11 protein-coding genes and 1 pseudogene are annotated in these 11,186 nt (G+C 57.0%); 3 read left to right on the top strand and 9 right to left on the bottom strand.

Annotated features, from left to right (window positions below; all coding sequences use genetic code 11):
• Nucleotides 1-81: 81 nt before the first annotated feature.
• The 5 genes from CPT76_RS18930 to CPT76_RS18915 form a co-directional block, all read right to left on the bottom strand.
• Entirely contained in the window at nucleotides 82-975 is an 894-nt protein-coding gene (locus CPT76_RS18930) for a carbohydrate ABC transporter permease (protein WP_076169143.1), read from the bottom strand.
• Nucleotides 976-1,090: 115 nt separating this feature from the next.
• Nucleotides 1,091-2,413, bottom strand: coding sequence for an ABC transporter substrate-binding protein (locus CPT76_RS18925; RefSeq protein ID WP_105443928.1), 1,323 nt, complete (start codon nucleotides 2,411-2,413; stop codon nucleotides 1,091-1,093).
• Between the two features lie 566 nt (nucleotides 2,414-2,979).
• Nucleotides 2,980-3,648 (bottom strand): hypothetical protein, encoded by a 669-nt coding sequence (locus CPT76_RS40045; protein ID WP_258168589.1) that lies wholly within the window; start codon nucleotides 3,646-3,648, stop codon nucleotides 2,980-2,982.
• A gap of 58 nt (nucleotides 3,649-3,706) precedes the next feature.
• Entirely contained in the window at nucleotides 3,707-5,161 is a 1,455-nt protein-coding gene (locus CPT76_RS40040; RefSeq protein ID WP_258168658.1) for a glycoside hydrolase family 38 N-terminal domain-containing protein, read from the bottom strand.
• 190 nt (nucleotides 5,162-5,351) lie between these two features.
• Nucleotides 5,352-5,912, bottom strand: a complete 561-nt coding sequence (locus CPT76_RS18915; protein WP_105443927.1) for an ROK family protein — start codon at nucleotides 5,910-5,912, stop codon at nucleotides 5,352-5,354.
• Here CPT76_RS18915 and CPT76_RS36725 point away from each other — a divergent pair.
• Nucleotides 5,875-6,183 (top strand): hypothetical protein, encoded by a 309-nt coding sequence (locus CPT76_RS36725; RefSeq protein WP_219845441.1) that lies wholly within the window; start codon nucleotides 5,875-5,877, stop codon nucleotides 6,181-6,183. The genes CPT76_RS18915 and CPT76_RS36725 overlap by 38 nt on opposite strands.
• 128 nt (nucleotides 6,184-6,311) lie before the next feature.
• Here CPT76_RS36725 and CPT76_RS18910 read toward each other — a convergent pair whose 3' ends face one another.
• Nucleotides 6,312-8,198: a class I mannose-6-phosphate isomerase gene (locus tag CPT76_RS18910; RefSeq protein WP_105443926.1), complete on the bottom strand. Its 1,887-nt coding sequence runs from the start codon at nucleotides 8,196-8,198 to the stop codon at nucleotides 6,312-6,314.
• A 92-nt stretch (nucleotides 8,199-8,290) separates the two neighbouring features.
• Complete coding sequence (locus tag CPT76_RS18905; RefSeq protein ID WP_258168657.1) at nucleotides 8,291-8,467, bottom strand: AraC family transcriptional regulator; 177 nt, start codon at nucleotides 8,465-8,467, stop codon at nucleotides 8,291-8,293.
• 10 nt (nucleotides 8,468-8,477) lie between these two features.
• Between CPT76_RS18905 and CPT76_RS18900 the strand changes: the two are divergent.
• Nucleotides 8,478-8,633, top strand: a pseudogene (locus CPT76_RS18900) (phytanoyl-CoA dioxygenase family protein); the annotation flags it as partial.
• On the opposite strand, the gene CPT76_RS18895 reads toward CPT76_RS18900, so the two are convergent.
• Both CPT76_RS18895 and CPT76_RS18890 read right to left on the bottom strand, forming a co-directional pair.
• Entirely contained in the window at nucleotides 8,604-9,419 is an 816-nt protein-coding gene (locus CPT76_RS18895) for a helix-turn-helix domain-containing protein (RefSeq protein ID WP_181152919.1), read from the bottom strand. The pseudogene CPT76_RS18900 and the gene CPT76_RS18895 sit on opposite strands and share 30 nt — an antisense overlap.
• A gap of 76 nt (nucleotides 9,420-9,495) precedes the next feature.
• Nucleotides 9,496-10,368, bottom strand: coding sequence for an AraC family transcriptional regulator (locus CPT76_RS18890; RefSeq protein WP_105443924.1), 873 nt, complete (start codon nucleotides 10,366-10,368; stop codon nucleotides 9,496-9,498).
• A 293-nt stretch (nucleotides 10,369-10,661) separates the two neighbouring features.
• Between CPT76_RS18890 and CPT76_RS40035 the strand changes: the two genes are divergently transcribed.
• Nucleotides 10,662-11,186, top strand: a 525-nt coding sequence (locus CPT76_RS40035; RefSeq protein ID WP_258168588.1) for a glycoside hydrolase family 78 protein, incomplete at its 3' end; no start/stop codon positions are given.

Below are 11,186 nucleotides of genomic sequence, written 5' to 3'. Positions count from 1 at the left end.
GAGGGAACAGGACGACGAATACCCCGATGAGCAGGGTCAAGTATTTAATCAGGTCCTGGATCCGGAATTTGGATGAATGCATTATTTATTTCCTCCTCTGCTGAGCACAAGCTGCTGAACGGCCAGTACGATGACCACAAAGAACAATAAGATGACGCTCATCGCCGAGGCCAATCCATAGTTGTTGTAGGCGAAGGCCGTTTCCACGACGCGCTGCACGTAGGTCTGGCTCGCTCCCGCTGGTCCGCCTTTGGTCAGCACAAACGGAAGGTCGAACACTTCGAGCGCGCCCGTCACGGTCAGGAACAGGTTCAGCTGAATGACCGGCTTCATGTTCGGCAGCGTGATTTTCCACAGGGTCTGCAAAGAGCCGGCACCGTCGATTTTCGCCGCTTCGTAAATATCCTTCGGAATGGCTTGAAGGGAAGCGATGTAAATGACCATGTTGTAGCCCATGAAGCGCCACAGACCGGTAGAGGCCAGCGCATAGTTGACAAGCCCTTCCGTGCCAAGCCAGCTCGTTTCGCCAAGATGCTTCAGTCCAAGGCTGGAGAGGAACAGGTTCAGCGAGCCGTTGGTCGTGTCAAACACGTATCCGAACATAAAAGCGACCGCCACGCCGTTCATGATGTAAGGCAGAAACAGCAGAATCCGGAACACGTTCCGGCCGCGCAGCCGGCTGTTCAGGACGACAGCAAAGTAAATGGCGATGATATTCTGGACGATTCCCATCGCAAAATAAGCGAAGTTGTGCTCAAACACTTTGAAAATATCCGAATTGGAGAACACTTCCCGGTAATTGTCCAGGCCGACCCAAGGCTTCTCCGGGCTGTAGCCGTCCCAGTTCGTAAAGCTGTAATAGATCAGCTTGATCGCCGGGTAGTAGGTGAAGGTGGCTAATAGAATTAAAGGAATCAGTAAAAAAGAGACGATAATGATCGTCTTCTGTTTGCGGTACGAGAGTGTTCCGAACATGCTATACCTTCTTTCTGCAAACTTATAGGCGTTTCTTGGATGCAAGCCGACAGCAAAGCGGATTACCTCCTAAGGCGGATAATCCACTTTGCCGGGCTATTTCTGTAAGCAGGCGTTATTTGCCGAGGTCTTTCTTGGCTTTGGCCCACGCCTTGTTCCATTTATCCAGGACGCTTTGCGGATCCTTGGCAAGGACGAATTCCTGAACCATGGCAGGCAAATCGATCTGGGCTTTATTGAGGATGTCGGTAACCGTCGCGTCGTCCGGTGTGCCTTCCTGAAGCTCCACGCCGGTAGCCTGGAATTCTTTCAGCTGGGCCAGCTTGGACTCTTTGTCTTTCAGTGGCGGGATGAATCCGGCGAAATCTTCGTAACCGGAATCTTCGATCATCCATTTTACGAAAGCTTTGGCAGCATCAACGTTTTTGCTGTTTTTGGATACTGCATAGAAGAAGTCAGGGCTAAGGGCGGCGCGCAGCGTGCCGGAGTTGTCATACGGCAGCGGGAAGAAGCCGACGTTGTCCGAAGTCGTTCCTGCTCCGACGACTTGATTGATGACCCAGTTGCCAAGGAAGTACATGGCGAACTTGCCGGAGGCCACATCCTTCTTGGACTGCTCCCAGTTGGTGGAGTTGATGTCCTTCTCCAGGTAGCCTTTTTCATTCAGTTCACGGATCAGGCTGAACGCCTTGCCGTAACCGTTGTCCATCGTGAACGGCGTGTCCGTATTCAGCTTCGTGTTCGGGAAGTCCGCATTGTTCTCGATCAGCCGCGGCAGGTCATACACCCAGTTGTTCAGCGGCCACTTATCCTTGAAGTTGGAAGCCAGCGGAACGATGCCTTTTTGCTTCAGCTTTTCACAAGCTGCCAGGAACTCGTCCCAAGTTTTAGGAATTTCCGTAATACCTGCATCGGCGAACGCCTTTTTGTTGTACACGATACCGGATGTGGAGTTGCCTGTTGTGATCCCGTATACTTTGCCTTCATAAGATCTGAAGTCTTTAAACGTAATCTTGTCATCCAGCCCGAGATCGTCAAGCGGAGCAAAATACTTCGGCAGGTCAGAGTTCGGAATCGTCGGGATAAACATCACGTCCGGAAGCTCATCGCCGGCCATTCTCACCTTGGCCTGCTGGTTATAATCGGTTTGCGAACCCTCGAATTCCACTTTGATATTCGGGTATTTCTCGTTAAAGCGCTTTACATAATCGTCATACTCTTTGCCGATCATGTCGGTGCGGTTGGTCAAAAAGGTGATTTTGCCCGACAGCTCGGTTCCGCTTCCGGTAGATCCGCCGGACGAAGTGCCGGTGCTATCCGTGCCTCCTCCGCTGCTGGCCGAATCATCACTGCCGCCGCTTGATCCGCAGGCGGACAGGGACATGGAAAGCATCAGGATCATAACAAATCCTAACAACGTAACAGATTTCTTTTTCATTTCTACTCTCCCCATTTCGAATATGTTAGCGTTTGCATTGTTATTATAGCTTTTTGAATGCGTTTTTTAAATGTACTCATTTGTTATTTATTGTCTTCTATTATACTAATAACAATAAAAATTAGCGTTATTAATATAACAAAATAATAACAAATTAAAGATTGGAGGAGAAAGAAGAAAATACTGCTAAAGAGAGTTGGCGGGGAATAGCATTATTTTGCTGTATAAAGTGCGGGGGAGAAAGGGGATTGTTCGTGACGAGCTAAAGTGCGTAGAGAAAGGGAGAAGGGAATGGTGCAAACCTAAAGAGCGAAGAGGAAGGGCGAAGTTTCAGCGCTGGTTCGCCGCAGTCCCGTCGGATCGGTGTATACGTTTTGGCACCAGCAGAAGAACAAACAAGAAAGGAGCCGTCCCATGAGGGACAGCTCCTTTTTGTAGATATAAGAATGTATAAGCTTCGGAGACTAATCTTTCTTATATAGAAAGAAAAACTTTCGCTATATGCGTCTGTCTTCGATGAAAGTATGTCGATGGACGTCCTTCAAATATTGCACCTTGTTGGCCGTTTATACGCCTTCCGGACGCATGCGGCATACGACAAACGGTTCGTGCAGCGCCCGGAGGGCTGCCGCAAGCTCATCCTCCGGCAGCGCCGGCTCCGAGCTGACATGGTATTGAAATTCGTAAAAGCCGCCGAGCGTCGCTTTAAAATTGGTCTCCCAATAGTTGGTCATCAGCCAGGCGTATGACTCCGGCTTCTCGTCCTCCGCTTGCTGGGTGTGGAGGCGTCTTGAGCCGTACTCCAGCGGGCCCCATTGCATGAGCGGCGTATCCGGCGAAGCCAGGAGCAGCGAGCTTCGGTCATCCTGCCAGGCGATGCCTTCCTGGACGCAGGCATAATCGAGGCAGGTCCCCGGAATCTGGTCCTTCCACGGACGCACCAGCCCTCCTGGTTTATCCGCATACAGCGTATCCCGCAAGGTGTCGCCGCTTGTAAAAGGAAGCGAGAGGTAGACGTTCTCCGGGCTCCAGACGCTGTCTTTATGGAAGCGCGCCGACACGTCGACCCGGTTCCGGTTGGCATGGACCCGCAGGAACAAGGCGAAGTAGGACAAGCCGTTCAGCATGTATGAGATTTCTACCGTGGCATAAAGCGGTCCGTTCTCCACGGTGCGCACCGATGTAATGCGCCCGGCGGAGCGCTCGGCGTGGAGCCCCTTGCGGTTGCGGCCCATCCGGGCCCGGGTGCTCCATACCTGGGAGGCATCCGTCTCATCCGCCGGCCGGGTGACTTCATAGATCGGGGTGAACGCCCCGTACGGATTGCCGCTGCGCAGCAGCCGGCGGGCGCAGAAGCAGGAAACAGGTTTCCTGTGCCTGCAGCTTGAGCTCGGTGACGATGGTGTGCGGATGGACGGACTGCTGCGGCAGCACTTCGCCGGTGTCCTCCCGCACGACTTCGACACCTTCGCGCAGGGCGCCGGGCTCCCAGCCGTCCAGCTGGAGCGTGACGAGCTCCGTCACTTCGCGCCTGGCCAGATTGCTGACCCGGAACCGGTACGGCCGATCCGGGTACAGCGTGGCGCTGCCCTGCTGCATCAGCACCTTGTCCAAGGCGCGGTAGGCCAGGCGGCTTGCTTCTGCGGCATGCGCCAGCTTGCGGACCTCCAGCAGCTGGACGTTTTTATGCCACGGTTCATAAATGGAGGAATGGTAGCCCCACGTATGCTCGGCATACAGCGCCAGCGCTTCCTCTGTCTCATCGATCTCGGCCCGGCTCAATACGCTTGCTTCAGCGTTCAGCTTGACCGCCTTGCGGAGCGTCCGCTGGGCATCCCGGAAGACCTGGGTATGCATCGGTGTAGAGCTGACGCCGTCCGTCCACCAATCCGGCCAATCTCCCCGATGGACAGGCAGTTCGGCCAGATTTCCCTGCTTCAGGCGGGCAAAAAAGCCGCTCAGGCTGGTCATTTCGATCGTAATCAGGTCGCCGTGCTGCTCGTTCCAGGCCTGGATCCATTCGATGATCCGGCTGTTCGGCGCGCCGTTGTCGGTGCCAAGTCCCGAGAGCATTACGGGCACGAACGCATACGGGTACTGCTCGGCTTCCAGCTGCGCCAAGTACCGGCGGATGCGGACCGTGGCGATGCCGTCATGGATCGCTTCCGGTTCCACCAGCTGGTGGCTGAACTCGTCGCGGATCATGTATTTGCCGAGCGCTCCGGGGCACAGGCCCAGCTCGTTGCCGATCATATAATGCTCCCCGTTCCAGACGAGAAGGCGGCGGCCGTCGCGCGTTTCCCACCAGAAAGGAGCCTGCTTGCGGCCAAGGGCGTACATGCCGTGATGCGTATGGATGCAGCTGAACAAATGCTCGATATCATGGTTCAGCAGGCTGTCGGCATACCCCCAGCCGTATCCGTTGATATCCGCGGTCATGGCGCTGTCCACGCGACTGCCAATCGAGGCGGCGTAGGCTTGGGCTTTGCTGTGAAGGCTGCTGAGCAGCTGTTCGTCCGGAAGCTCCGTCATGTTCAGATAGGTCCCGGACAGCTCGAGGTCGCCGCGGAGGACGGCTTCGGCAAACGACTGTTGCTCCTCAGGTGAGGCCGCCTTCAAAAACTGTTCCACCGCCCAGAACGTTTCGCAGGTCCAGCGGAAGCCCTTCCACCCGGGTTTGGCGCCTGCATGAGCGGCATTGGCGATCCGCAGCGCCTGGCGGATGAAATCGACATGGTACTGCTCGATCTTCTCTTGACGATCCGTATAGCCGAGGTCGGTATGGGAATGGTGAATGGCGTAAATCGTCCACTTGCGGGTGGGCAGCGGTGCGTCGGCCTGTTTTTAACTGTTGTTCTAGTGTCATCGTGTATCCTCCTTAAGGGGAGAGTTGTATGGGCCTTCCAGCGAAAGCCGATTAAGGGAAAAAGAATCCGTATTAGTCAAAAAGCATGTCGGCTCCGTAAAAGACCAGCCGCAGCAGATCGTCTTCATACAGCACGGGCAGCCGTACCGGCAGCAGTGCTTCCGAAAGGGAAGCGCCGAAGAGCGGCAGGCTTTTGGCGATCTGGCCGCCCAGGATCAGGCGGTCCGGCCTAAAAGCGGCAACATATGGGCGCAGCATCCGTCCGAGCCGCTCGCCGTAGGTGCGCCAGACCCGGAGGGCGGCGGACTCGCCCCGGGCGGCCGCGGCGGCAAGGTCGATGACATCATCACCTTGCCGCCGGGCCTGGAGCGCGTCCGCCAGCGCCAGCATGCCGCGCCTGCCGAACTGACCGTCGACCGGCGCGCCCTCGAACGTCTCGGCATACAGCATGCCGCTCTCGGGCACGCCGTCCGAGCCGCTGACCGTCCGGCCCCGGTCCATGAAGACCGAGCCGAGACCGGTGCCCAAGGTCAGGCAGAGCAGCCGCTCGCCGGGGTAGCGCTTGGCCGCGCCCATGCCGAACAGGACGGCATCGTTGCCGAAGGCGATGTCCGCATCCGCGAGCGACCGCATCCATGGGTCGCTGCCGGCAGCCGGCGCGGCGGCGAAGCTCCTTCTTGAGCAGCTCACCTACGGGCACGCCGTACAGCTGCTCGTATTTGCCCAGCCCCCGGATGCGGCAGATGCCGCGTTCGTAATCGAAGGGTCCCGGAAAGGCCGTCCCGATGCGAAACGTTACATCGTGCTCCGGGGTGCCGCTTCCCTTCATGTATGCTCCGGCAAGCCGGATGATCAGGCTGGCGAAATGGGCAATGAAGCTTTCGGCATCCGCTTCCGAGCGTGAAGGCAGCTCCAGATATGGCTCGGGCAGAAGGATCCAGTTCTCCAGCACGCCGCCTTTCATGAAGGTTCCGCCGGCGTCGATGGCCAATGTGACGACCGTCCCAGCCGGCGTTTTGCCGGGGGTTCCGCTCATGCCCGCTCACCGGGCTTCCAGTGGTGCGGAAGGAGCGGCGTATTCCAGCCCGGCGAAACCTGGGCGCTGATCAAGGAGCAAGGCCCGGGGCCAATTGGCTCGAGCCGGTAGCCGCCGATCGAGGCGGGAACAATGTAGGCTTCTGCAAACCCCCATTCCACGGCGGCTTCCTCGTCGCGTTCCGGAATCAGACGGACGCGCTGCCCCTCGACCAGGTTGTACATGACAAAACCGCCTTCGGTATGATCCTCCCACGGTCCGTCCAGACGCAGCCGCTTGACCTGGAACAGCAGGTCGTCCCGCTCGCCGAGCAGCTCCTCGGTGCTGTTTCCCTGCACGCGGCTGATCTTCGGCTGTGCGATCAGATGCTCCCGGACATACGCGGTGTCGAAATCGTCGATCATGTTCTGCTCCGCATGGTCCCGGTTGATCGGACGGGGCAGGCCGTCCTGGTCAAGGCGGAGGTGATCGTAAATTTTAAAGGTAAACCACCAGGTGGTGGACGATATTTCGAGCACGAGGTTGTCCCTGCCGGAAAAATGGACGGCGCCCGGCGGGATCAGAAAAAGATCCCCTTTGCGGGATTCCCATACGTTGACATACTGCCCGATGTCGAGCGGCTGCCGTGTCTCATGGGCCTGATCCACCGCTTGAAGCAGGTCGCTGCCGCCAATTCCCTCCTGGAAGCCCAAGGCAACGATGGGGGAGGACCCCGGCTTTTGCTCCATAATGTAATAGGATTCCTGCTGCGTCATCGTTTCGTTGAACGTCCGCTCGATGTATGCCTGCTGCGGATGGACCTGCAGCGACAGGTTGTCGCCGTCGATCGTATCCAGGTAATCGAAGCGGATCGGAAAATAATCCCCGAACAGCTCCACATTCCGCCCTCCCATGATTTCCTCCGGGTGTGAGGTAAGCAGGAGCGGAAACGGTACTTCGATGACGCTGCCGTTTGATTCGATCAACAGCGTATTCTCGGGGGCGATCGGCTCGAATGCCCAGGCGCAGTTGCGCCAATCTTCAGGCAATCCGCACAGCTCCTTCAGATACTGTCCGCCCCATATGCCCGGCGCGAAGAACGGCTTGACCCGAAACGGGCGGCGGGCGGCGGCGGCCAGCAGCTCCCTGAGCGCCGGGAGGGTAGCCCAGGCCGGAGATTCCGGCTGATTCATATCGATGTACACATCGTAATCATACAGATGCCGATTCCGATAGTTCTCCCATACGGGCCATTCCAGGAACAGGGCCTGTTTGTATGTCTCGACGGCATCGGCGCTTTCGCCTAGGCCGAGACTGCCCATGCCCATCCGGTGGAGCTTCTGCTGGTACTCTCTGGACAGGTCGCAGTAAACGGAAACATCCGGAGAGGGGCAGAGGAAGAGCGCCCCGGGACCGGCGGTCACGACCATCGGAATCGGGGTTTCGCCGGCTTTGACCGCTTCGCTGCAGATTCTCAGCTTCTGCTGAACGTCCTGGAGCCACTTTTTCCGGGCTCCTTCCTGAAAATAGCCGTCTTCCGAGACGTCGGCGGCGATTTTGCCAAACGCGCGGTTATCGGTCAGATAGGGATGAAACTGCCGCTGAAGATCCTCCGGTTTCTTCATATAACGGGCAGTATCGATTCCGATCCAGGGAATGTCTTCTTCCTCGCAGTAAGTGCGGAGACGGTTCACCCAGCGGCCGTACTGGGCTCCGTTCGCCGCATCGATCGCGACGACGAAAGCCTCGCCGCCGTGATTTTTGTACATGGCGGTCAGCCGGGCTATTAAGGAATCGTAATCTTTGGAGAAGCCGTCCAGAATAAGAGAAGGTTCCTCGAGGCTGTGAACGGGAATGGAATTGACGGGTAACGGATTAAAGGATGGGGGTACTGATGCAGTCATGGTGTTCCTCCCTCTTGTCTGTCGTTATGTGTAACATTGTAAGACGAGGGAGAGGAAGCGTCTTTAAACGATCCAGAACAGCTTTTGTACAATCAGGACATGTTCGGAGGGAAATGTTCTTTGCCCGAACGCCCTTCGGTGAACTGGGAACGTCTGAATTTCGCGGGGGATACACCGAGCCGGCGGGTAAATATTCGTGTGAAATAATGGACCGACTGAAAGCCGCACTGCGATGCGATGTCCTTGACAGGCAGGTCGCTCTGAAGCAGCAGCTGGGAAAAAACGAGTGATTATGCGCTGGTATGTCCGGAGGAAGCAGATTCCAGCGAGTCGTTTACGACTCATCTGGTTAAGCCGCCCAAAGACAGGAAAGCCGTGCCTGCCATCATGGACCGGGGAGACGTTCTATTCTTCAACGGTAATCTGATCCATGGGGTCCTTGACAGGCAGGTCGCTCTGAAGCAGCAGCTGGGAAGCTCGGCGCACCCGGCGTTCCTGAATATAGTGGACGAATGATTGGCTCAGGTTGGCCTGAAACAACCTCGTTAAATGGCGGGACGAAATATGCAGGTGCCCTGCAACCAAGGCGAGTGTCAGCTCTTCGCCCAGGTTGTCGTCAATGAACAGCTTGGCCTGCCGAAAGAGAGAGTTCTCTTCGGCGGCTGCCACATCCGAGCCAGCTTCCGGCGTGTCCTGCTGCTGTGTTCCGTGCAGGGAGAGAATGGACAGCATCAGGGACATGGAGACGTGGCTGAGTACCGGTTGGAGGGCCGGTTTTGGAGTCTGAAACATAGAGATAAGCGCATCCCACAAATGCCCGGCGGGCTGCTCGTCCGCACCATCCACCACCGGCTGCCCATGCTCGGCCAAGTGCCGGTAAGCCTCCAGATATGGGCTCCCGGTATGCTTTTCATCCACCTCAAAAGCGGCATAGACGAGCGTAAGACCGGTCTCGCTTTGGATCTGGTGCCAGACGCCGGGCAGGGACAGAAAAGCGGTGCCTTTCTTCAGCGGGTATTCTTTGCCTTGTTCGATGTATGCACCTTCGCCGTCCACAACGTAACAGGCTTCAAAGAAGGAGTGGCGGTGCATGGAATTGTCATAGTGCGTGGGCATAAACCCCCAGTACATAATGGCGATGGACAGGCCGGCTTCCTCCAGCCGGGTCAGTTCGCGGTTGCAGATTTGGTTGGCCCGGCGGAAAACGGATTGGATCGTCATGGCAGGCGTTTCTCCTTTGGAATGATAGGTACGGTTCGGCATTCACGAGTGTGAGAAAAGATAGCGGCTTGGCGGTTCAGCCCTTTCGCCGCTGTCGGTACTGCCTGGGCGTGATGCCGGTCTTTTGCTTGAACAGCCGGTGAAAAAACTTCAAATCGCTGTACCCGGCCCGGGCGGCGATTTCGCTCACGCTGCCGTCGCTTTCGAGCAGCATACGGCAGGCGGCGTCCATGCGGATGCCCTGCAAATAAGCGGTGAAGCTCATTCCCGTCTGGCGGGCGAACAGCCGGCTGAAATGCCTCGGGCTGAGGCTGGCCTGCGCCGCCAGCTCGCTCAGCCGCAAATCGGAGGCGAAGTGACGCTCTATATATGCGATCGATTCGTCGATCGTCAGCGAGCCTTGGCGCCTGACGGCTGGCGGATCCAGCTGCAGCCGGTGCCGGTACAAGCCGGTCAGCACGCGGACCAGCAGCGAGGTCAGCAGCAGCAGCCAGCCGGGGCTTCGGCCGGCATATTCCCGGTACAGCTCACGGAATAAGGCATGATACTCGCCGCTCTGATCTTTGATTTCCAGCCACGGCATATCCGGTTCCAGAAAGGCGGCGAACACCTCCCGATCACGCGGGAAAGCAGCTTCAAGCTCCCGGAGATAATCGGCAGGAAAGATGCAGTTGTACACGACCAGCTGCCGGTCCTTCCGCGGGGTCTTCGGCCGGAACACATGCGAGAGTCCGACCGGGATGAGAAACAGGCTGCCCTGCTCTGCCGGCCAGGCTTCTCCGCCGATATAATGGACGCCCGAGCCTTCGCTGACATAGGTCAGTTCCACAAACTCGTGCGAGTGTTCCAGCATATCGAACGATTCAGACACGCGGTTGACGTAGAAGGGCACCCCCGGCTCGAAAAAAGCGTCCATCCGCAGCAAGGCCTGGCTTCGTTTTATGCTCACTTGCCTTCTCCCCTCGATGGTGGATTTTCGGAAAATCAACCTTTGCTCCTATCCTAGGTGATCATTGGCGATATGTCCAGATCAGCCTATATTTTCGTCCAGATCGCCGCCTGTATCGCCGAGCAGCCTTTTTTATAATAATAAACACCAGAGCCATGGCTTCCTGATATTGCAAGAAAAAATACCTTTAAACGCGGTCTGTCTTCTTTGAAGGTACAAATGGAAGCAGTAGTTGAAACACATGGCCAAAGACCCTAGCTAGCATCCAACGCAAAAAAACGGGAGGGAAGTCTATGTCAACGCTAGGCATTACGAAATTGACCTGCGAATACCGCAGCGAGCCGCTCGGGCTCGGCACGGAGCGTCCCCGCTTCAGCTGGCAGCTCACGTCCGGCCGGATGCATTTGCTGCAGTCGGCTTATCATCTTCAGGTGGCGGGAGAGGAAGGGGATTTTGCTGGGGATCATCTGATCTGGGACACGGGCGTCGTGGACTCGGACCAATCGGTGCTTGTCGAATATGCGGGTGCCATGCTTCAGTCCGGACAACGCTGCAGCTGGCGCGTCAAAGTGTGGGACCAGCAGGGGCAGGAGTCGGAATGGAGCGACACGTCCCATTTTGAAATGGGACTGCTGCGGATATCGGACTGGAGTGCAGATTGGATTACACCCGAACCGGGAATGATCGATCCCCAGGCGGAAGAAGAGTTCCTTCTCCGCAAAGCGTTCCGTGTGAGTAAGGACGTCCGGAAGGCACGAATATACGCGACGAGCCTTGGCTTCTATGAGCTGGAGCTGAACGGCGAGCGGGTGGGCGAC

It is taken from the genome of Paenibacillus sp. AR247 (assembly GCF_002968895.1).
Classification (GTDB): domain Bacteria; phylum Bacillota; class Bacilli; order Paenibacillales; family Paenibacillaceae; genus Paenibacillus_AQ; species Paenibacillus_AQ favisporus.
The sequence above is the reverse complement of the archived record's forward strand: the minus strand, read 5'-3'. Positions and strand labels throughout refer to the sequence as shown.

Excerpts from the sequence above, each read along its gene's own strand:
- CPT76_RS18925 (WP_105443928.1), bottom strand. The coding sequence starts at position 2,413 with ATGAAAAAGAAATCTGTTACGTTGTTAGGATTTGTTATGATCCTGATG.
- CPT76_RS40045 (WP_258168589.1), bottom strand. The coding sequence starts at position 3,648 with ATGGGCCGCAACCGCAAGGGGCTCCACGCCGAGCGCTCCGCCGGGCGC.
- CPT76_RS18910 (WP_105443926.1), bottom strand. The coding sequence starts at position 8,198 with ATGACTGCATCAGTACCCCCATCCTTTAATCCGTTACCCGTCAATTCC.
- CPT76_RS18930 (WP_076169143.1), bottom strand. The coding sequence starts at position 975 with ATGTTCGGAACACTCTCGTACCGCAAACAGAAGACGATCATTATCGTC.
- CPT76_RS18895 (WP_181152919.1), bottom strand. The coding sequence starts at position 9,419 with ATGACGATCCAATCCGTTTTCCGCCGGGCCAACCAAATCTGCAACCGC.
- CPT76_RS18915 (WP_105443927.1), bottom strand. The coding sequence starts at position 5,912 with ATGCGGTCGCTCGCGGATGCGGACATCGCCTTCGGCAACGATGCCGTC.